This window comes from Streptomyces sp. NPDC088097 (assembly GCF_044741845.1).
Lineage (GTDB): Bacteria > Actinomycetota > Actinomycetes > Streptomycetales > Streptomycetaceae > Streptomyces.
Genome location: NZ_JBIUTJ010000009.1, coordinates 102,438 through 123,461, shown reverse-complemented (window position 1 = coordinate 123,461; position 21,024 = coordinate 102,438). Strand labels below are relative to the sequence as shown.

15 protein-coding genes are annotated in these 21,024 nt (G+C 72.0%); 2 read left to right on the top strand and 13 right to left on the bottom strand.

Annotation, left to right across the window (positions count from 1 at the left end; genetic code table 11):
* Positions 1-156 precede the first annotated feature (156 nt).
* The 4 genes from ACIOD1_RS24125 to ACIOD1_RS24110 all read right to left on the bottom strand — a co-directional run bounded on the left by ACIOD1_RS24125 (position 157) and on the right by ACIOD1_RS24110 (position 3,271).
* Complete coding sequence (locus tag ACIOD1_RS24125) at positions 157-564, bottom strand: hypothetical protein (RefSeq protein ID WP_401904655.1); 408 nt, start codon at positions 562-564, stop codon at positions 157-159.
* Positions 565-645: 81 nt separating this feature from the next.
* The gene (gene proB / locus ACIOD1_RS24120; RefSeq protein ID WP_365614667.1) at positions 646-1,773 is read right to left on the bottom strand and encodes a glutamate 5-kinase; all 1,128 of its coding nucleotides are present in this window, start codon (positions 1,771-1,773) and stop codon (positions 646-648) included.
* 74 nt (positions 1,774-1,847) lie between these two features.
* On the bottom strand, positions 1,848-2,291 hold the full coding sequence (locus tag ACIOD1_RS24115; RefSeq protein ID WP_365614669.1) for a GtrA family protein: 444 nt from the start codon (positions 2,289-2,291) through the stop codon (positions 1,848-1,850).
* Positions 2,288-3,271 (bottom strand): glycosyltransferase family 2 protein, encoded by a 984-nt coding sequence (locus ACIOD1_RS24110; RefSeq protein ID WP_365614672.1) that lies wholly within the window; start codon positions 3,269-3,271, stop codon positions 2,288-2,290. The genes ACIOD1_RS24115 and ACIOD1_RS24110 overlap by 4 nt, the downstream gene beginning before the upstream one ends.
* A 158-nt stretch (positions 3,272-3,429) precedes the next feature.
* On the opposite strand from ACIOD1_RS24110, the gene ACIOD1_RS24105 reads away from it, so the two are divergent.
* Both ACIOD1_RS24105 and ACIOD1_RS24100 read left to right on the top strand, forming a co-directional pair.
* Positions 3,430-6,300: a bifunctional glycosyltransferase family 2 protein/CDP-glycerol:glycerophosphate glycerophosphotransferase gene (locus tag ACIOD1_RS24105; protein ID WP_365614675.1), complete on the top strand. Its 2,871-nt coding sequence runs from the start codon at positions 3,430-3,432 to the stop codon at positions 6,298-6,300.
* Positions 6,297-7,469, top strand: a complete 1,173-nt coding sequence (locus ACIOD1_RS24100; protein WP_365614678.1) for a glycosyltransferase — start codon at positions 6,297-6,299, stop codon at positions 7,467-7,469. Before ACIOD1_RS24105 ends, ACIOD1_RS24100 begins: the two co-directional genes overlap by 4 nt.
* A 75-nt stretch (positions 7,470-7,544) precedes the next feature.
* Here the strand turns inward: ACIOD1_RS24100 and galE are convergent, their stop codons facing one another.
* From galE to ACIOD1_RS24055, 9 genes are all read right to left on the bottom strand, one after another.
* Complete coding sequence (galE, locus tag ACIOD1_RS24095) at positions 7,545-8,525, bottom strand: UDP-glucose 4-epimerase GalE (protein WP_401904529.1); 981 nt, start codon at positions 8,523-8,525, stop codon at positions 7,545-7,547.
* A gap of 16 nt (positions 8,526-8,541) precedes the next feature.
* Positions 8,542-10,191 carry a glycosyltransferase gene (locus ACIOD1_RS24090; RefSeq protein ID WP_401904527.1) on the bottom strand — a complete coding sequence of 550 codons (1,650 nt, stop codon included), beginning with the start codon at positions 10,189-10,191 and terminating at the stop codon, positions 8,542-8,544.
* Positions 10,192-10,275: 84 nt separating this feature from the next.
* Entirely contained in the window at positions 10,276-11,721 is a 1,446-nt protein-coding gene (obgE, locus tag ACIOD1_RS24085; RefSeq protein WP_365614687.1) for a GTPase ObgE, read from the bottom strand.
* 168 nt (positions 11,722-11,889) lie between these two features.
* On the bottom strand, positions 11,890-12,144 hold the full coding sequence (gene rpmA, locus ACIOD1_RS24080; protein ID WP_069920265.1) for a 50S ribosomal protein L27: 255 nt from the start codon (positions 12,142-12,144) through the stop codon (positions 11,890-11,892).
* 13 nt (positions 12,145-12,157) lie between these two features.
* Positions 12,158-12,478, bottom strand: coding sequence for a 50S ribosomal protein L21 (gene rplU / locus ACIOD1_RS24075; RefSeq protein WP_030384677.1), 321 nt, complete (start codon positions 12,476-12,478; stop codon positions 12,158-12,160).
* A gap of 282 nt (positions 12,479-12,760) precedes the next feature.
* On the bottom strand, positions 12,761-16,699 hold the full coding sequence (locus ACIOD1_RS24070; protein ID WP_401904525.1) for a ribonuclease E/G: 3,939 nt from the start codon (positions 16,697-16,699) through the stop codon (positions 12,761-12,763).
* Positions 16,700-16,931: 232 nt separating this feature from the next.
* Positions 16,932-17,711 (bottom strand): TIGR03936 family radical SAM-associated protein, encoded by a 780-nt coding sequence (locus ACIOD1_RS24065; protein ID WP_365615047.1) that lies wholly within the window; start codon positions 17,709-17,711, stop codon positions 16,932-16,934.
* Positions 17,712-17,835: 124 nt separating this feature from the next.
* Positions 17,836-18,924, bottom strand: a complete 1,089-nt coding sequence (locus tag ACIOD1_RS24060) for a hypothetical protein (RefSeq protein WP_401904522.1) — start codon at positions 18,922-18,924, stop codon at positions 17,836-17,838.
* A gap of 119 nt (positions 18,925-19,043) precedes the next feature.
* Positions 19,044-20,969: a TIGR03960 family B12-binding radical SAM protein gene (locus ACIOD1_RS24055; RefSeq protein ID WP_365614698.1), complete on the bottom strand. Its 1,926-nt coding sequence runs from the start codon at positions 20,967-20,969 to the stop codon at positions 19,044-19,046.
* Positions 20,970-21,024 lie beyond the last annotated feature (55 nt).

The following is a 21,024-nucleotide window of genomic DNA, read 5'->3' as shown; positions in this document are numbered from 1 at the left end:
AGGGTAGTCCCCGGCCGGGGCCCGCCCGAGGGGGTTCCACCCCGCGAGACGAGGCCCCGCGGGTCCACCCGGCCGGCGCGCGCCGGCCGGAGCCGGCGAGGCCGCCTGCGGGGCGTCGGCAGGGTCGGCGGCGGTAGGCAGCGGCGGCCGGCGGCGTCAGTAGGGGTGGACGCCCACCGGGTGGGCCGGGGGCGGGCCGTAGCCCTCCGCCACCCTCTGGTGGTAGGTCGCGCGGTCGATGACCTCCAGGCCGACGATCTCCCACGGCGGCAGCTTCGCCGACGAGCGGTGCTCGCCCCAGAGCCGCAGGGCGACGGCGGCCGCGTCGTGGAGGTCGCGGGCCTCCTCCCAGTAGCGGATCTCCGCGTGGTCGTCGGCGTACCGGCTGGTCAGCAGGAACGGGTGGTCGTGGGCCAGTTGTTCCAGTCCGCGTCGCACCTCGGACAGCGGCGCCGGTTTGCCGGAGACGCTGAGGGTGATGTGCCAGAGGCGCGAGGCCTGCTCCGGCTCCTCACCGCCGCCACCGTCCCCGGTGCCGACGCTGGTCAGCGCTCGTCTCACCAGCCGCCTCCTGTCTGCGCCACGCGTGTCCGCCCTTCACAGTTGACCAGTCCCCGGTCCCCCGCGCTGCGGTTTTGCAGAACCTCAGCCCTGCAGCAGCACCAGATCGTCGCGGTGGACGACCTCGCGCTCGTACGCGGGTCCGAGCTCCCGCGCAAGCTCGCGGGTGGAGCGTCCGAGGAGCTGCGGGATTTCCTTGGCGTCGAAGTTGACCAGGCCCCGGGCGACGGCGCGCCCGTCGGTGGCGCGCAGCTCCACGGGGTCGCCCGCGACGAAGTCGCCCTCGACTCCGGCGATGCCCGCGGCCAGCAGCGAGCTGCCGCGCTCGGTGACGGCGCGGACGGCCCCGTCGTCCAGGACGAGGTGTCCTTGAGGGGTGGAGGCGTGTTGGAGCCAGAGCAGCCGGTCGGTGGAGCGGCGCCCGGTGGCGTGGAAGTGCGTACCGGTCGGGCGGCCGGCCAGGGCGTCGGCGGCCTGGCTGGCGGAGGTGAGGACGACGGGGATGCCCGCGGCGGCGGCGATGCGGGCGGCCTCGACCTTGGTGACCATGCCGCCGGTGCCGACGCCCGCCTTGCCCGCGCTGCCGATGGAGACGTGGGCGATGTCCCCGGGGCCGCGGACCTCGTCGATGCGGGTGGTGCCGGGCAGGGACGGGTTCCCGTCGTAGAGCCCGTCGACGTCGGAGAGGAGCACGAGCAGGTCGGCGCGGACGAGGTGGGCCACGAGGGCGGCGAGCCGGTCGTTGTCGCCGAAGCGGATCTCGTCGGTGGCGACGGTGTCGTTCTCGTTGACGACGGGCAGGGCGCCCATGGCCAGCAGCTGGTCCAGGGTGCGGTAGGCGTTGCGGTAGTGGGCCCGCCGGCTGGTGTCGTCGGTGGTGAGCAGCACCTGGCCGACGCGGATGCCGTAGCGGGCGAAGGAGGCGGTGTACCGGGCGACGAGGAGGCCCTGTCCGACGCTGGCGGCGGCCTGCTGCCGGGCGAGGTCCTTGGGGCGGCGGGCGAGGCCGAGCGGGGAGAGTCCGGCGGCGATGGCGCCGGAGGAGACCAGGACGATCTCCTTCTCGCCGCCGCTGCGGGCCTTGGCCAGTACGTCGACCAGCGCGTCGACGCGGTCGGCGTCGAGTCCGCCCGCCGCGGTGGTGAGCGAGGAGGAACCGACCTTGACCACGATCCTGCGGGCGTCAGAGACACCCTGCCTAGCCGCTGACACGTCTCTCCTCCGACCCGACCGACCATCCGACCGGCTCAATCTACGGGGTGGCGCGCCGGAGCCGCCCGCCGGTTTCAGACCGTGGACGTGGGCCGGCCGGCGGCGGGCTGCACGGGCTCCGGTTCCGTACCCGGAATGAGGATCTTGCGGGACAGCAGGAAGGTGAACGGGATGGCCACGACGGCGGCCACGAGCGGCGCGATCCGGGTGTCGAGGCCGCCCCAGGTCACCAGGGCGTAGAGGCCGACCGACTGGATCACGTAGTTCGTGATGTTCGTCAGCGGGAAGAGCAGGAACTTCTTCCAGGTGGGGCGGGTGCGGTAGGTGAAGTAGGTGTTCATGAAGAACGACCCGATCATCGACAGCGCGAAGGCGAGGGTGTACGCGGCGAAGTACGGCATCAACGGGTGCAGGAGCAGGTAGATGGCGAAGAAGGTGCCGGTGTTGACCCCGCCCACCAGGGCGAAGCGGAAGATCTGGCCGAGTTGCTCGCGGCGGCCGCTCAGGAGGTTCCTCATCGGTGGCTGCGTTCGGCGATGACGGCTTCGGAGACCTCGGGCATGCGGTCGGAGGCGACGCCGTGGGCTTCCTTGACGAGGAAGTGGGGACGGCGCTTGGTCTCGTAGTAGATGCGGCCGATGTACTCGCCGATCAGCCCCAGCATGACCATCTGGACACCGCCGATGCCCGTGATCAGTGCGACAAGGGTCACGTAACCGGGCGAGTCGATGCCGCCGGTCATCGCCGCGACGGTGACCCACAGGGCGTACAGGCCGGTCAGGCCCACCAGCGACACGCCGAGCCAGATGCCGATGCGCAGCGGGCGGTTGTTGAAGGAGATCAGGCCGTCCATGCCGTAGTTCAGCAGGGCGCCGAACTTCCACTTCGTCTCGCCCGCCTCGCGCTGGGCGTTCTGGTAGTCGAAGTGGACGGTGTCGAAGCCGATCCAGGAGAAGAGGCCCTTGGAGAAGCGGTTGTACTCGGGGAGCGCGAGCAGGGCGTCCACGGCCGGTCGCGACAGGAGGCGGAAGTCGCCGACCCCGTCGGTGAGTTCCACGTCGACCCAGCGGTTCACGCCGCGGTAGTAGAGGCGGCTGAGGGCCGAGCGGACCTTCTTGTCGCCTTCGCGGGTGCGGCGGGCGATGACCTGGTCGTGGCCCTGGCGGTGGTGCTCCAGCATGGTGGCGATCAGCTCCGGCGGGTGCTGGAGGTCCGCGTCCATGATCACGACGGCGTCGCCGGTGGTTTCCTTGAGCCCGGCGAGCATGCCCGCCTCCTTGCCGAAGTTTCGGCTGAAGGAGACGTACCGGGTCTGGTCGCCGTACTCCGCGGCGATCCGGCGGAGCTTGCCGAGGGTGCCGTCGCGGCTGCCGTCGTCGACGTAGCAGACCTCGTACTCGACCGGCAGGGTGTCCAGAACCCTTCGGATCTCGGCATCGAAGCTGTCGATGACGTCTTCTTCGTTGTAACAAGGGACAACTACCGACAGCTTGGTCATGAGCACTTCCTGCTGGGTCCGAACGGGTGATTGTCGGCGACCGGACCCGCCACTCACCTCTTCCTTAGAAGTATGCACGCCGGTGGCCGGCCTGCCCGAGTCGCGTGCGGCACACGGTAGCTTTGACTGGATAAGCGGAATGGAACGAAGGGATCGAGGTGCACGTGCCTGACGTCTCCGTGGTCGTCATCGTCTACAACGACGCAGAGCGTCTGCAGACAGCCGTCCGATCGGTTTTGGACCAGACCCTGCGCGGGGTCGAAGTCGTGATCGTGGACGACTGCAGCAAGGACCGGTCGTACGCGGTCGCCCAGGAGCTGGAGGCGGCTCATCCGGGGCGGGTGCGCGCCTTCCGGCTGCCCGAGAACAGCGGTGGGTGCGGCGCCCCGCGCAACCACGGCATCCAGCAGGCCACCGGTGCCTACGTCATGTTCCTCGACAGTGACGACGTCCTGGAGCGCGACGCCTGCCGCAACATGCTGGCGGCGGCCGAGCGCACGGGCTCCGACCTGGTGTCCGGCATGTGCGTACGCGTACACCTGGACAAGCGCGGCAACAAGAACACCGAGTGGTACCCGTGGATCTACTCCCGCACCCGCACGCTGGAGTCGATCACCGAGTACCCGGACCTGCTGGTCTACGACACCCTCTCCACGAACAAGTGCTACCGGCGCGCGTTCCTGCTGGAGCAGGGCCTGGAGTTCCCGGTCGGGATCCACTACGAGGACCTGCTGTTCTCGGCGCAGGCCTACGTGGCCGCCCGGCGCATCACGCTGATCCCGAACCACGTCTACTTCTGGAACGTGGTCGAGAAGGCCGCCGCCCTTTCGATCAGCAACCGGCGCCACGAGATCGAGAACTTCGTCCACCGGATGGAGATCCACCGCCGTGTCGACGACCTGCTCGCCGCCAAGGGGCACTCCGCCATCAAGTCGGCCAAGGACGCCAAGTTCCTCAAGCACGACCTGGTGCTGCACCTGCGCGACCTGCCGCTGCTCGGTGACGCCTACCGCCAGGAGTTCGCCCGGCTCGCCAACGGCTACCTGGCCGGCATCGACCCGGCCGCGTACGAGAACGTCACCCACCTCCAGGCCATCTGCGCCTACCTGCTGGGCAAGGAGGACTGGGACAACCTCCTCCCGGCCGCCGACGCGATGACCAACCGGGGCAGGCTCTGCTCCTCCCTCGCCGAACGCGACGGCCGCGTCTACTGGTGCGCCGAGCACCTCGACGAGGCCGAGGGCCGCCGGATACTGGACGTCACCGACCAGGGCTACCACACGGCCCCGCTCTCCTCCCTGGCCCTGGGCAACCGGCTGACCTCCTACGAGGACGACGGGCGCGGCATCGTGACCCTGTCGGGCCGGATCGTGAACCCCCTGGGCCGGATCAAGGCCGAGGCCCCCCTCAAGGCCGTCCTGGAGTTCCGCGCCCGCCGCCAGATCGGGGTGCGCTCCTTCTCCTTCCCGGCGACGACCGTGCGCCACGCCGGTGACACGATCGAGTGGACCGCCACCGCCGACGTCCTCGGCACGATCCGCCCGCTCGGCATCATCGACGCCGTCTGGGACGTCCGCGTGAAGCTCACGGCGGGCGCCGACCGGATGACCACGCGCGTCTCCGTGGGCGGGGTCAACATGGAGTCGGCGTCCCGACTGCGGGTGCGCCCGCGCCTGACCCGGCTCATCTCCGACCGCTTCGAGCCGGAGATGACCAAGAAGGGCAACCTCTCCTACGTCCTGACCGCCGAGGGACCTGCCGCCGTCCGCACCCAGAACCTGCTGGGCAACGCCATGCACGGCAAGGCGGCCGGCGTGGTCAAGCGCAGCCTGCGCCGGGCCCTGAAGGCCCGCCGCAACCTCGGCTCGGGCGAGCAGAAGGTGAAGCTCTACCACGAGCTGTTCTCGAAGCTGCCGGTCAAGAAGGGCACGGTCGTCTTCGAGAGCCACATGGGCAAGCAGTACAGCGACAGCCCGAAGGCCATCTACGAGGAGCTGGTCCGCCAAGGCGCGCCCTTCGAGGCCATCTGGTCCTACGCGGGCGGCAAGCCCACCGGCTTCCCCAAGGAGGCCACCCTGGTGCGCCGCTGGAGCTGGCCCTACCTGCGGGCGCTCGCCCAGGCCGAGTACTGGGTCGACAACCAGGGCTTCCCGCTGGCGCTGGCCAAGCGCCCGGGAACCACGTACATCCAGACCTGGCACGGCTCCGCGCTCAAGCGGATGGGCTTCCACGAGCCCCGTACCAAGTCGCAGGGCAAGGCCGGGCAGGACCGCTTCCAGGCGGCCGTGAACCGCTTCGACCACTTCCTGATCCGCTCCGAGCACGACGCCCGCACCCTCGCCAAGGGCTTCCGGCTGCGCGACGAGGTCCTGCTGCGCACCGGCTACCCGCGCAACGACGCCCTCGTGGAGGCGCACCGCGCCGAGACGCAGAGCGGGGAGCGGGTGCGCGGACCGCTCGCCGCCGAACTGGGCATCGACCCGGGCAAGAAGGTGCTGCTGTACGCGCCGACCTTCCGGGCGAACGCGGACGGCACCGTGGAGGGCTTCGAGTTCCCCTTCGACGTGGAGGAGTTCGCCGACCGCCTCGGGGACCGCTTCACCCTGCTGGTGCGCACGCACTACCTCAACAGCGTCTCCCTGCCGCCGTCGGTCGCGGGCCGCGTCCTTGACGTGTCCCGCCACCACGACATCACCCCGCTGCTGGCCCTGGCCGACGGACTGATCACGGACTACTCCTCCGTGATGTTCGACTACGCGGTGCTGGACCGGCCGATGCTGTTCTTCGCGTACGACTACGAGAAGTACGCCACGGACATCCGCGGTACCTACTTCGACCTCAAGGAGAAGGCGCCGGGGCCCGTCGTGGCCACGGCCGACGAGCTGATCCAGGCCGTCTCCGCCTTCGACGAGGCCGATGCCAAGTACGCCGAGGCCCGTCAGCGCTTCCTCACCGAGTTCGGCGAGTACGACCGCGGCGACGCCGCCCGCCAGATCGTCGAGAAGTTCTTCACCAGGAGCGGCAAGTGAGCCAGGAGACCGCCGGCGAGGGCGGCCGTGACGTCTTCCTCGTCTCCAACAGCGTGGACGAGCTCGGCGGGGTGACCACCTGGTCGCACCAGATGGCCCGCCTGTTCAGCGACCGCGGGCACCGGGTGCACATCGTCGGCATCGCGCCCGTCGAGGAGGCGATCCGGCAGAAGCTGCCCGCCTCGCTCCCCTACGAGACGACCACGCTCTACGCGACCCGTCCGCCCGGCGCCCGCCGGCTGGCGGGTCTCAAGGGCCGTCTCAACGCTCCCGAACGGCGCCGCCAGTCGGCCCGACGGGCCGCGATGCGCACCCAGGCGGACCGGCTGAGCGCCATGTTCCGGGCGGCCGGACCGGGGGCGGTCGTGATCGTCACCCAGGTCTGGGCGATGGAGTGGGTGGCCCTCGCCGACACCAAGGGGCTCTCGGTCATCGGCATGAGCCACGAGTCCTTCGAGGCCAGCAACAAGTCGACGCGGGGTGCGCGGGTCCGCCGCCACTACGCGGAAGCCGACCGGATGCTGGTGCTCACCCCCGAGGACGCCGACCACTGGATCCGGGCCGGCATGCAGAACGTCGACAGCATGCCGAACCCGCTGCCCTTCATGCCCGAGACGGCCGCCCCGCGCACCTCGAAGGTGGTCGCCAGCATCGGCCGGCTCGCCTTCGAGAAGGGCATGGACCTGCTGCTCGACGCCTGGGCCGACGCCGTCCCGCACCACCCCGACTGGACGCTGCGCATCTACGGGGCGGGCATCGAGGAGCCGGCCCTGCGCGCCCACTGCGCCTCGCTCGGGCTGGACGACTCCGTGGAGTGGATGGGCAGCACCGACGATGTGCTGGGCGCCCTGCGCGGGGCCTCCGTCTTCGCCCAGGCCTCCCGCGCCGAGGGCTTCCCGATCACCCTGTTGGAGGCGATGGCGGCGGGTCTGCCCGTGGCCGCCTTCGACTGCGCGCCCGGCGTACGGGAGATCGTGCGGCACGGTGAGGACGGGCTGCTGGCCCGCCTCGGCAACACGATGGAGCTGGCCGGACACCTCGACGCCCTGATGACGGAGCGCGAGCTGCGCGACCGGCTCGGCGACACGGGCTTCCGGAGCGTGCGGCGCTTCTCCAGCGCCGAGATCACCGACCGCTGGGAAGAGCTGTTCCGCTTCCTGGAGCGCTGAACCGCCCCGCTCCCCCGCACATGAAACCGCCCGCCCCGGATCGACTCCGGGGCGGGCGGTTTCGCGTACGGGACCTCACGCCCGGCGGTTGGCCTCCCAGCCGGCCCAGGCCGAGGTGATCATCTCGCGGACGTCGTGGCGCGCCTTCCAGCCCAGCTCGGCGGCGATCAGGTCGGCGGAGGCCACCACCTTCGCCGGGTCGCCGGGGCGGCGCGGGGTGACGACCGGGGCGTGGGTGTGGCCGGTGTGCTCGTTCAACAGCTCGACCATCTCCTTGACGGAGACGCCCTCGCCGCGGCCGATGTTCACGGTGAGGTCCTTGTGGTCCCCGGCCGCGCCCCACTCGGCGAGCCGGCGGGCGGCGACGACGTGGGCCTCCGCCAGGTCCTCGACGTGGATGTAGTCGCGGATGCAGGTGCCGTCCGGGGTCGGGTAGTCATCGCCGAAGATGCGGGCGCCCTCGCCGGCGTCGTAGCGCTCGAAGACCATCGGGACCAGGTTGAAGACGCCGGTGTCGGCCAGCTCGGGGGTGGCCGCGCCCGCGACGTTGAAGTAGCGCAGGCAGGCCGTGGAGATGCCGTGCGCCTTGCCGGCGGCCCGGACGAGCCACTCGCCGGCGAGCTTGGTCTCGCCGTAGGGGCTCAGCGGGAGGCAGGGGGTCTCCTCCGTGACGGAGTCCACATCGGGCATCCCGTACACGGAGGCCGAGGAGGAGAAGAGGAAGTTGCGGATCCCGGCTGCGGCCACGGCCTGGAGCAGCACCGTGAGGCCGCCCACGTTCTCGTGGTAGTAGTACATCGGCCGCTCGACGGACTCGCCGACCTGCTTCTTGCCCGCCAGGTGGACCACGCCCGTGATGTGGTGCTCCCGGAGGGCCTCGTCGAGGACCTGGCGGTCCAGGACCGAGCCGACCACCAGCGGTACGCCCTCCGGGACCCTGCTCTCCTTGCCCGTGGAGAGGTCGTCCAGGACGACCACCTCCTCTCCGGCCCGCAGCATGGCGCGAACGACGTGCGAGCCGATGTAGCCGGCCCCACCGGTGATCAGAAAGGTCATGCGTATCTCCCGAGCTCTAGCGTGACCTGCGCGTGCGGGCGCGGTCGAGGCGGTTGCGTACGAAGGTCAGGGCGCCGCCGGCGCCCGGTGCGAGGCGCAGCGCCAGCGCGCCGGCCGCCGTCCGGTACGGCTGCGCCAGCAGAACACCGTACCGGCTGCTGGGCAGGGCCCGTCGACGGAGCAGACCTCCGAGGGGGCGCAGGGAGGTGAGCGGGCAGCTCCCGTCGGCGCAGCGCACGCCCACCCGGACGTCCCAGGCCTGGAGGCCGCGCAGCCCCCGGCGGCGTCCCTCGGCGGCCAACGCGGCGAGCCGGAAGGGCACCTCGGCGCTCCAGCCGTCCCCGTCCGCGGCGGGCACCAGCTCCACCGGGCGCACCCGGACGGGATCGCCGCCCGCCCGGGGCGGGAAGCTCAGCTCGACGGTCCGCGGCCCCGCGGCGGCGAGTCGCCCGTACAGGTCGCGCACCCGGATCCGGACGACCCCGCGCCCGGCGGGCTCGGCGTCGACGGCGAGGGGCAGTTCCGCGGTGGGCAGGGCGTCGAGCCCGTCCAGCGGGACCGGCAGCGCCTCGCTCCACACGGGCTCCCCGGCAGGGCCGGTGGCGTACGGGGGCGGCAGCCGGGCCGGTTCGGCGGCGAGCCGGGTCAGCCGCTCCAGGTCGGCGGGCGGCGTTTCGGCCGCGAGCAGGACCCGCGCGGTCCAGCGGGCGCGGGCGGGGGCGGCGTCGAGGTCGGCGGGGTCGAAGCCGGCGACGTAGGCGCGGGTCAGGTCCCACCAGGCGGCCTGGTACAGCGGGTCGGTGCCGATCTCGCGCAGGTACATGCGCAGGTCGTAGTCGAGGAACTTGACCCGGCAGGCACGGCCCAGCTCCGGGGAGGCCTCGGCGAGGACCCGCGCGGCGATCGTGTGTGCCTCGACGCGGGAGCGCCAGTTGCCGACGTCGGCCCGGTCCAGGGAGATGGACACCCGGGCGGCGCGGCGGCGCACGTGCCACACGTAGACGAGGTCGCCGATGACGGCGATCCGGGGGGCGGCGGCCAGCACCCGGGCGGTGAAGACGAAGTCCTCGTAGACGAAGCGGCCGTCGGGGAAGCGGATGGCGTGCTTCTCCAGGAAGGCCCGCTCGTAGAGCTTGTTGACGCAGAGGGTGTCGCGGACCAGCTCCGGCCGGTCGGCGGGCCGCTCGATGACCTCGCCGGGGACGTGCAGACCGGGCATCCAGGGCACGTCGCGTCCCTCGGGCAGCTCCCGGCGCACGCACGAGCCGACCGTGACGGGGGCCCTGTGCTCCTCGGCGGCCCGTACGAGGGCCTCGGCGGCCCCCGGCGCCAGGACGTCGTCGCTGTCCAGGAAGAGGACGTACGGGGACGTCGCGGCGGCGATGCCGTCGTTGCGCGGGGTGCCGCAGCCGCCGCTGTTCTCGGTGCGGTGCACGACCCGCAGCCGGGGGTGGGCGGCGGCCAGCTCGTCGAGCACCCGCCCGGTCCCGTCGCAGGAGGCGTCGTCGACGGCGATGACCTCGGCGACGACCGGGCCCTGGGCGAGGGCCGAGGCGACGGCCTCGCCCACGAGCCCGGCGTCGTCGTACGCGATCACCACCACGGACACCTTGGCGTCCGCGGTGGGGGTGGCGCCGGATTCACTGCGGGAATTGCTGCTGCTCACCCGCAGGATCCTAGGCGACCGGCATGAGGCCGGGATAAACCCGGCCCCGCGCCAGTGCCTCGGGCCGTCCGACGTGGATCCGTCTTAGAACGGACGGAACTCGTCGTACTCCTTCTGCACGGAGTCGCCGCGCTCGGCTTCCTTGTCCCGGCGGCGGGTGGTGGCCGGACGCGGGGCGTCGAGGCGGTGGTCCTCACCGCGGCGGCCCAGCATCTCGGCGCCGGCCATGACGGTCGGCTCCCAGTCGAAGACGACCGCGTTCTCGTCGGAACCGATGGCCACGCCGTCACCGGCGCGGGCGCCGGCCTTGCGCAGCGCGTCCTCGACACCGAGGCGGTTGAGCCGGTCCGCGAGGTAGCCGACGGCCTCGTCGTTGTTGAAGTCGGTCTGGCGGACCCAGCGCTCGGGCTTCTCGCCGCGCACCTGGTAGACGTCCTCGACCTCGTCGTAGGTGACGGTGAAGCCGGAGTCGTCGACGGCCTTCGGACGGATGACGATGCGGGTCGCCTCCTCCTTCGGCTTGCGGGCGCGGGCCTTGGCCACGACCTCGGCGAGGAAGTAGGACAGTTCCTTCAGGCCGGTACGGGCGACCGCGGAGACCTCGAAGACCTTGTAGCCGCGGGCCTCCAGGTCGGGGCGCACCATGTCGGCGAGGTCCTGGCCGTCCGGGATGTCGACCTTGTTGAGGACGACGAGGCGCGGGCGCTTCTCCAGGCCGCCGCCGTAGAGCTTCAGCTCGTTCTCGATGGCGTCGAGGTCGGCCAGCGGGTCGCGGTCGGACTCCAGGGTGGCGGTGTCCAGGACGTGCACGAGGATCGAGCAGCGCTCGACGTGGCGCAGGAACTCCAGGCCGAGGCCCTTGCCCTGGCTGGCGCCCGGGATCAGGCCCGGGACGTCGGCGATGGTGTAGACGGTCGAGCCGGCGGTGACGACGCCCAGGTTCGGGACGAGGGTGGTGAAGGGGTAGTCCGCGATCTTCGGCTTGGCGGCGGAGAGCACCGAGATCAGCGAGGACTTGCCCGCGCTCGGGAAGCCGACCAGCGCCACGTCGGCGACGGTCTTGAGCTCCAGGACGACGTCGCCGCCGGTGCCGGGGACGCCGAGGAGCGCGAAGCCGGGCGCCTTGCGGCGCGCGGAGGACAGCGCGGCGTTGCCGAGGCCGCCGCGGCCGCCTTCGGCCGCCACGAAGGTGGTGCCCTGGCCGACGAGGTCGGCGAGGACGTTGCCCTCCTTGTCGAGGACGACGGTGCCGTCCGGCACGGGCAGGATCATGTCCTGGCCGTCCTTGCCGGAGCGGTTGTCGCCGGCGCCGGGCTGCCCGTTGGTCGCCTTGCGGTGGGGGCTGTGGTGGTAGTCGAGCAGGGTGGTGATCGCCTGCTCCACCACGAGGATGACGTCGCCGCCACGGCCGCCGTTGCCGCCGTCGGGGCCGCCGAGCGGCTTGAACTTCTCCCGGTGAACGGAGGCGCAGCCGTGGCCCCCGTTACCCGCGGCGACATGCAGCTCGACGCGGTCTACGAAGGTGGTCATGGGTGTTCCTCCAGATACATGCGGGAATGTCCCGGGCAGGCCTTGCTGCCCATTAAACGTGTCTATGTGACAACGCGCCGAGGGCGGACCTCTCTTCCCGGCGTGAGCCGGGAAGAGTTGAGATCCGCCCTCGGGAAGTTCAGTACGCCGTGATCAGCCGGAGCTGGATCAGGCGGCCGGAACGATGTTGACGACCTTGCGGCCACGGTGGGTGCCGAACTCGACGGCACCGGCCTGCAGCGCGAACAGCGTGTCGTCGCCACCACGACCGACACCCGCACCCGGGTGGAAGTGGGTGCCGCGCTGGCGAACGAGGATCTCACCAGCGGAGACGACCTGACCGCCGAAGCGCTTCACGCCGAGCCGCTGGGCATTGGAGTCGCGCCCGTTCCGAGTGGACGATGCGCCCTTCTTGTGTGCCATGTCTCAGTCCCTCTTACTTCGCAGCCGCGGGAATACCGGTGACCTTGATCGCCGTGTACTGCTGGCGGTGACCCTGGCGACGGCGGTATCCGGTCTTGTTCTTGTAGCGCAGGATGTCGATCTTGGCGCCCTTGTGGTGGTCCACAATCTCGGCCGTGACCTTGATTCCGGCCAGAACCCACGGGTCGCTGGTCACGGCTTCGCCGTCGACAACGAGCAGGGTCGAGAGCTCGACCGTGTCGCCAACCTTGGCAGTGGAAATCTTGTCAACTTCAACGATGTCGCCGACAGCAACCTTGTGCTGGCGACCACCGCTGCGCACGATGGCGTACACGCGGATCTCTCTCTCACTCGGGACGGATGCTCCTGAAGCCAGCCACTCACGCGGGCCGGGGCCCACGGTGATCCGGAATTGGACGAGCGGCCTCTCCCGTGCGCCGTCCGCTTGCGCGGTCGGTACGGGAGGAAGGTGCTCAGGAGCGCGACGCAATCTGAACGGGTAATCGTTCGAGACACGCCGACGGTCTAGGTTACGGGCCTGGTTCCGGAGGGTCAAACCGGCCCCCGCACGGCGGTGGGCCCCGCCGTCAGGCGGGGCCCACCGTCAGGGAGCGGATCAGGCTTCGGTCGGAGCCGAGACGGACGGCAGCGTCTGCTGCTCGGCCGCCGCGGTCTTCTTCGTCGCCCGCTTCGCCACGGTCTTCTTGGCCGTGGCCGTGGCCGTGGTCTTCTTGGCCGCCGTCTTCTTGGCGACCGCCGCCTTCTTGGCCGGGGCCTTCTTCGCGGCGGTGGCCGTCGTGGCCGCCTTCTTGGCCGGAGCCTTCCGGGCCTTCTTGACCGGAGCCGCGGGCTCCTCGGCCGGTTCGGCCGGCGCGACCGGCTCCGGCTCGACGGCCGGCGCCTCGACGACCACCACGGCCGCCTCGGCCGACCCGGCCGGGGAACCGGCGGGCGAGGTGGCCTTGCGGGTGGCACGGCGGCGCGGACGGGCCGGAGCGGCGTCCGCCACCGGCTCGGCGACGGGCTCGGCCACGACGGGCTCGACCTCGGCCTCCACGACCGGCTCGGGCTCGACCACGGGCTCCACGACGGTCTCGGCGACCGGCTCCGGGGCCGTGGCCTTGCGGGTCGCACGACGACGCGTACGGCCCTTGGGCGCGGTCTCCTCGACGGGGGCCTCCACCGCTTCGGCGACGACGACCTCCACGGGCGCCTCCACCTCCGCGACGACGACCGGCTCCGGCTCGACGACCGGGGCCTGCGGGGCCACGTCCGCCGGGGCGGCGGACCGCTCGGCACCGCGCGGGGCGCCCGCCGGGGCGGTCGCCTTGCGGGTGGCGCGGCGACGGTTGCGGCGACCGCTCAGACCCGCGGCGGCCTCGGCCTCGGCCGGGCTGCCGTACAGCTCCTCGTCGACCACGAACTCCGGCTCCGGGAGCGCGCGCGGCGCGGCGGCCTCGGCGGCCACCTCGGCCTCGGTCTCGACCTCGTACTCGTCACCCTCGACCGTGTCGAGCGCGTCGTTCTCGTGGTCGTGCTCGTGCTCGGAGGCGCGACCGGCGCGGCGCTTGGAGCGCTTGCCGTTGCCACCGCCGCCGACCACGGTCGGGGTCTCCATGTGCACGATGACGCCGCGACCGTTGCAGTGGACGCAGGTCTCGGAGAAGGACTCCAGCAGGCCCTGGCCGACCCGCTTGCGGGTCATCTGGACCAGACCCAGCGAGGTGACCTCGGCCACCTGGTGCTTGGTGCGGTCACGGCCCAGGCACTCCAGCATGCGCCGCAGGACCAGGTCGCGGTTGGACTCCAGGACCATGTCGATGAAGTCGATGACGACGATGCCGCCCAGGTCGCGCAGCCGCAGCTGGCGCACGATCTCCTCGGCCGCCTCCAGGTTGTTCCTGGTGACGGTCTCTTCGAGGTTGCCGCCCTGACCGGTGAACTTGCCGGTGTTGACGTCGATGACGATCATCGCCTCGGTCTTGTCGATCACGAGGGAGCCGCCCGAGGGCAGCCACACCTTGCGGTCGAGCGCCTTGGCGAGCTGCTCGTCGATCCGGTACGTCGCGAAGACATCGACCTCGGAGGTCCAGCGCGACAGCCGGTCGGCCAGGTCCGGGGCCACGTGGTTCACGTAGCCGTGGATGGTCTCCCAGGCGGTGTCACCGCTGACGATGACCTTCGAGAAGTCCTCGTTGAAGATGTCGCGCACGACGCGGACGGTCATGTCCGGCTCGCCGTACAGGAGGCTCGGCGAAGAGGTCGAGATCTGCTTCGACTTCTTCTGGATGTCCTCCCACTGCTCCTGGAGGCGCTCGACGTCGCGGCGCAGCTCGTCCTCGCTCGCACCCTCGGCGGCGGTGCGCACGATGACGCCCGCGTCCTCGGGGACGATCTTCTTGAGGATGGTCTTCAGACGCGCGCGCTCGGTGTCGGGCAGCTTGCGGCTGATGCCGGTCATCGAGCCCTCGGGCACGTAGACCAGGTAGCGGCCGGGCAGCGAGACCTGGCTGGTCAGGCGGGCGCCCTTGTGGCCGATCGGGTCCTTGGTGACCTGCACCAGGACCGACTGGCCGGACTTGAGGGCGGACTCGATGCGGCGCGGCCCGTTGGCCATGCCGAGCGCCTCGAAGTTGACCTCACCGGCGTAGAGGACCGCGTTGCGGCCCTTGCCGATGTCGATGAAGGCGGCCTCCATCGACGGCAGCACGTTCTGGACCTTGCCCAGGTAGACGTTGCCGACGTATGAGGTGGCCTCTTCCTTGTTGACGTAGTGCTCGACGAGCACGTTGTCCTCAAGGACGCCGATCTGGGTGCGCTCGCCTGCCTGGCGGACGACCATCACGCGCTCGACCGCCTCGCGGCGGGCCAGGAACTCGGCCTCGGTGATGATCGGGACGCGGCGGCGGCCCTGCTCGCGGCCTTCGCGGCGGCGCTGCTTCTTGGCCTCCAGGCGGGTGGAGCCCTTGATGGACTGCACCTCGTCGGAGGAGGTGGACGTGGCCTCGGCGCGCTCGCGCGCCGGGCGCGGCTCGCGGACCTTGACGACGGTGCGCACGCCGTCCTCGTCGGCCGCGTCGGCGTCCGTGCCACCGTCACCGCTGCGGCGACGACGGCGCCGGCGACGACGGCTGGAGGTGGAACCGAGCGCCTCTTCGGCGTCCTCGTCCTCTTCCTCGTCGGCTTCCTCCACGGCGTCGGTCGGCTCGTCCTCCTCGGAGGACTCGTCGGCGGACTCGTCCAGGTCGGAGGACTCACCGCGGCGACGGCGACGACCACCACGACGGCGACGGCGCGAGGGGCGCTCGCCCGACTCGTCGTTCTCGTCCTCGTCGAGGTCGGCGGAGTCGGCCTCGGCTTCCTCACCGGCCAGCTCCACGTCGGCCAGCGAGACGGGGCCGGACTCCACGACGGGGGCGGCGGAGGCGGTGGGCTCGGGGGCGCCGCGGCGGCGACGGCGACGGCCGGCCGGCTGGGCGACGGGGGCCGGGGCCTGCGCCTCGGCGACGACCTCGAACTCCTCGTCCTCCTCCTCGGAGGGCTCTTCGCGGACGGCGGCAGCGGCGGCGGCCATGGCCGCGGTCTCCGGCGTCTGGAACATCGGCTCGGCGAAGACCGGGGCCTGGAAGACGGCCACGGAGGGACGCGCGGCGCGGCGGCCTGCGCGGCCCGGGGCGGCGGGCGCCTCGGCGGGGGCCGACGCGGCGCTCTGCGCGGGAGCGGCGGGGGCCGCGGCGGAGGTGGAACGGGTGGCGCGGCGGCGACCGCCGCGCTTCGGGGAGTCGACGGCGTCGGCGACGGTCACGGAGCGGGTGGCGACGCGCGGGGTACGGGCGGCCGGGGCCTCGTCCTCGACGGGCGCGACGGGCTCGGCGGCCACGGGCGCCTCGGCGACGGCCTCGACCGGAGCGGCCGGGGCGGCGACGGCGCGGGTGGCACGGCGACGGGCACGCGGAGCGGGAGCGGCCGGAGCCTCCTCCTCCACGGCGGGCGCGGGGGCGGCCTCCACGACGGCGGGCGCCTCGGCGACGGCCTCGACCGGAGCGGCCGGGGCGGCGACGGCGCGGGTGGCACGACGACGGGCACGCGGAGCGGGAGCGGCCGGAGCCTCCTCCTCCACGGCGGGCGCGACGGGCTCGGCGGCGGCCTCGACCGGAGCGGCCGGGGATTCCACGGCCTCGACCGGGGCGGCGACGGCGCGGGTGGCACGACGACGGGCACGCGGGGCCGGAGCGGCCGGAGCCTCTTCCGCCACGGGTGCGGGAGCGGCCTCCACGACGGCGGGCGCCTCGGCGGCGGCCTCGACCGGAGCGGTCGGAGCGGCGACGGCGCGGGTGGCGCGACGACGGGCACGCGGAGCGGGAGCGGCCGGAGCCTCTTCCACGACGGGCGCGACGGGCTCAGCGGCGGCTGCGGGAGCCTCCTGAGCTGCGGCGACGCCACCAGGCGGGCCGGCCGGCCGGGATGCGGCCCGGCGACGCCTGCGTGGAGGCAGGTTGTCGCTGGGGCTGCCGTTCTCGGCGGCGGAGGTGTTTTCGTTTTCGGTGTTGAGCATGCGGGGTTCTCCCGTCACGCTCCCGGGCGCCGCGGCTGACGTCCGGTCCGGCTCGGCCCCGCGTAATGAGCGCGGAACCGGCCTCCGGGGCGCGTTCGCCACACGGGAGCTCTGGTTCGTGGCCGCCGGTTCCGTACGTGTTGTCCGTACGGCCTGGCGGAAGTCTTCAGGTCAGTGCGCTGCCCGACCCAGGTGGCTCCCGAGTGCCAGGGCGGCGCGACAACGACGTTCCTTACGCGGCGGGACCTTCCGGCGCCTTCGCGTCGGCTGCTACGGCGGCCGTGGGTGGGGCGGCCGTGACAGCCTCGCGGTCGGGCGCGAGCGGGTCGGTCACCGTGCCGGACTCCTCGTCGAAGAGCCCCTGCGCCAGCCTGGTCACCGCTGCGGGGACCGGCGGCGCGAGGTCGGCCACAGCGTGGAGACCGGACAGGACGTCGTCGGGTCGCACGGCAGGTGTCAGATGCCGAACAACCAGCCGCAGTATCGCACAAGCATTGTCCAGGGGCCTATCAGCCTGGACGGAAACCGACTCGAGACTGACCACGGCGCCCCGGGTGTCGAAGGTCCGCACGCCGTTCTTGGTACGGCGCTGCACCTCGACGGTCTCGGCGGCGAGGAAGGTCTCCACGGCGCGCGCGGCGTCGGCGGGCTCCACGCCCTCCAGGCGCAGCTCCCAGACGGAGGCGGTCAGGCGCTCGGCGAGGCCGGAGGTGCGGGCCTCCACCGCGTCGATGATGTCGAGGCCGGTCGGCATCGACTCGTCGAGCAGCAGGCGCAGCTTCTCCGGATCACGGGAGGCCGCGAGGGCGATCTCCAGGTACTCGGCCTCGCTGCCGGTGCCGGTGGGCGCGGCGTTCGCGTACGAGACCCGGGGGTGCGGGGTGAAGCCGGCCGAGTACGCCATGGGCACCTCGGCGCGGCGCAGGGCGCGCTCGAAGGCGCGCTGGAAGTCCCGGTGACTGGTGAACCGGAGGCGGCCGCGCTTGGTGTAGCGCAATCGAATGCGCTGCACCACCGGTGCGGGAGGCGGGCCTTCGGGCTGTCGCTTGCCCAGTGGTTCTTCTCCTTGTGCGGGGCTCCGCGCTCGCGCGTCGCCCTGAGGTCTGTGGGCCGGCGGGCCACGCCTGCCCTCCGGCTCACCCCCGCGTCTCGCGCGGGGGGCTCGTCGGCACGGCGGGGGCGGGCGTGTTGCCTGCGGCTGTCGTACTACCCAGAGTACGCGCCCGTGACCTCGCCGGTTCCCCTTCAGGTTCCCCGAACAGCGCCCGCCACACCTCGACCCGCGCCTCGCGGACGGCGGTGCGGGTGGCGGCCCCCACCTCGCGGGCCGTGGCCCGGGCCGTACGCCACACCTCGCGCACGGCGTGTCCGACCGGAGTGGCCACCCTGCGGTACGCCCAGGCGGCGGGCCGGGCGACGCATCCGCGCCACCACCACCGCACGCCGCGCCCGAGGGCCCGGCTGACGCGGCCCGCCAGGTGCCAGGCGCCGACGAGGAGGTGGCCGAGCGGGGTGAGCAGGTGGGCGTGGAGCCCGCGAGCGGCCTTGACGACGGCCCGACCGAGGGGCCTCAGGAGGTACCGGTGGCCGGCCGTCGCGAGCGGCACGAGGACGTACCGCCACAGCGCGACCCAGGGCCACACGAACAGGGCCTTGCACAGCCACCCGATCGCGACCGCGAGACCCCGTCCGGCCAGGGCGAGCCCGTGCGCGACGGGCACCAGCACGTACCGCCACAGCGCGACCGACGGCCACACGACCAGAGCCGTGACCAGCGGCCGGCCGACCAGGAGGAGGCTCCTGACCAGCGGGTCCCAGAGGTGCGTGACGCCGGCGCGCCCCAGCCGGGCGAGCCCCCGGCCGAGCGGGGCGAGCACGTGGGAGAGCGTGGCGCGACCCAGCCACGCCAGGCCCTGCCCGATCGGGGCGAGGGCGCAGCGCCACAAGCCGATCCAGGGCCAGACGAAGACCAGCTTCAGCAGGACCACCACCACGAGGCCGAGCCCGCGCGACACCGGCCGGACGGCGCGCGCGTGGAACCACCGCAGGCCCTGCCCGACCGGCCCGAGGATCCGCCGGTGCAGCGTCCTGCCGAAGGCGACGAGCAGGTCCCAGAGCACCCGTACGGGCAGCACCACGAGCACCGCGACGATCTTGACGGGGATCCGGACGAACCCGACCAGGCATCCTTCGCCCCGGGGCGGGGGCGTCTTCTCCAGTTCCATGCCCCCGAGGACACGCGAAGGGGCCCCCGCCGTTGCGGCGGGGGCCCCTTCGATGCCCAGGTGTTACCTCGTCGGGCCGACGCTCACCGCGCGCGTCCCTCCACGGGTCGCTCCGCGGGTCACTTCACGACGGACAGCGGCAGCAGCTTCTGGCCCGTCGGTCCGATCTGGATGCTCGTGTCCATCTGGGGGCACACGCCGCAGTCGAAGCAGGGGGTCCAGCGGCAGTCCTCGACCTCGGTCTCGTCGAGGGCGTCCTGCCAGTCCTCCCACAGCCAGTCCTTGTCGAGGCCCGAGTCGAGGTGGTCCCAGGGCAGGACCTCCTCGTAGGTGCGCTCGCGGGTGGTGTACCAGGCCACGTCCACGCCGTGCGCGGGCAGGGCCTTCTCCGCCGCCCGCATCCAGCGGTCGTACGAGAAGTGCTCGCGCCAGCCGTCGAAGCGACCGCCCGACTCGTAGACGGCGCGGATGACGTCGCCGACGCGGCGGTCGCCGCGCGAGAGCAGGCCCTCCACGACGCCCGGCTTGCCGTCGTGGTAGCGGAAGCCGATGGAGCGGCCGTACTTCTTGTCCCCGCGGAGCTTGTCGCGGAGCTTGCCGAGGCGGGCGTCCGTCTCCTCGGCCGACAGCTGCGGCGCCCACTGGAAGGGGGTGTGGGGCTTGGGTACGAACCCGCCGATCGACACCGTGCAGCGGATGTCGTTCTGGCCGGAGACCTCGCGGCCCTTGGCGATGACGTTGACCGCCATGTCGCCGATCTGGAGGACGTCCTCGTCGGTCTCGGTCGGCAGGCCGACCATGAAGTACAGCTTCACCTGGCGCCAGCCGTTGCCGTACGCCGTGGAGACCGTGCGGATCAGGTCCTCTTCCGAGACCATCTTGTTGATGACCTTGCGCATGCGCTCGGAGCCGCCCTCGGGGGCGAAGGTCAGGCCGGAGCGGCGACCGTTGCGGGTCAGCTCGTTGGCCAGGTCCACGTTGAAGGCGTCCACGCGGGTCGAGGGCAGGGACAGGCCCACCTTGTCGTCCGCGTAGCGGTCCGCGAGGCCCTTGGCGATGTCCGCGATCTCGGAGTGGTCGGCGGAGGACAGCGAGAGGAGGCCGACCTCCTCGAAGCCCGTCGCCTTGAGGCCCTTCTCCACCATCTCGCCGATGCCGGTGATGCTTCGCTCCCGTACGGGGCGCGTGATCATGCCGGCCTGGCAGAAGCGGCAGCCGCGGGTACAGCCGCGGAAGATCTCCACGGACATGCGCTCGTGGACCGTCTCGGCGAGCGGGACCAGGGGCTGCTTCGGGTAGGGCCACTCGTCGAGGTCCATGACGGTGTGCTTGGACACCCGCCACGGCACGCCCGAACGGTTGGGGACGACGCGGCCGATGCGGCCGTCCTCCAGGTACTCGACGTCGTAGAAGCCCGGTACGTAGACCCCGCCGGTCTTGGCCAGGCGCAGCAGGACCTCTTCGCGTCCGCCCGGTCGGCCTTCGGCCTTCCAGGCGCGGATGATCTCGGTCATGTCGAGGACGGCCTGCTCGCCGTCGCCGATGACGGCGCAGTCGATGAACTCGGCGATCGGCTCGGGGTTGAAGGCCGCGTGGCCGCCCGCGAGGACGATGGGGTGGTCGACCGTACGGTTGCGGGCCTCCAGCGGGATGCCCGCGAGATCCAGCGCCGTGAGCATGTTGGTGTAGCCCAGCTCCGTGGAGAAGGACAGGCCGAACACGTCGAAGTCGCCCACGGGGCGGTGGCTGTCGACCGTGAACTGCGGCACCTTGTGCTCGCGCATCAGTTCTTCGAGGTCGGGCCAGACCGAGTAGGTGCGCTCGGCGAGGACTCCCTCGCGCTCGTTCAGCACCTCGTAGAGGATCATGACGCCCTGGTTGGGCAGTCCGACCTCGTAGGCGTCCGGGTACATGAGCGCCCAACGGACGTCCGCGCTCTCCCACGGCTTCACGGTGGAGTTGAGCTCACCACCGACGTACTGGATGGGCTTCTGCACATGCGGGAGCAGAGCTTCGAGCTGTGGGAAGACCGACTCGGACATCACGCGACTTTCGTGAAGCGGGCAGGGGACGACTCTCAAGCGTACCCCCGGGCCCGCT

Bases quoted from the DNA above. Each gene is read 5' to 3' on its own strand.
- obgE (WP_365614687.1), bottom strand. From the start codon at position 11,721: ATGACCACCTTCGTAGACCGCGTCGAGCTGCATGTCGCCGCGGGTAAC.
- galE (WP_401904529.1), bottom strand. From the start codon at position 8,525: ATGACCTTTCTGATCACCGGTGGGGCCGGCTACATCGGCTCGCACGTC.
- ACIOD1_RS24110 (WP_365614672.1), bottom strand. From the start codon at position 3,271: ATGACCAAGCTGTCGGTAGTTGTCCCTTGTTACAACGAAGAAGACGTC.
- ACIOD1_RS24070 (WP_401904525.1), bottom strand. From the start codon at position 16,699: ATGCTCAACACCGAAAACGAAAACACCTCCGCCGCCGAGAACGGCAGC.
- ACIOD1_RS24060 (WP_401904522.1), bottom strand. From the start codon at position 18,924: ATGGAACTGGAGAAGACGCCCCCGCCCCGGGGCGAAGGATGCCTGGTC.
- rpmA (WP_069920265.1), bottom strand. From the start codon at position 12,144: ATGGCACACAAGAAGGGCGCATCGTCCACTCGGAACGGGCGCGACTCC.
- ACIOD1_RS24115 (WP_365614669.1), bottom strand. From the start codon at position 2,291: ATGAGGAACCTCCTGAGCGGCCGCCGCGAGCAACTCGGCCAGATCTTC.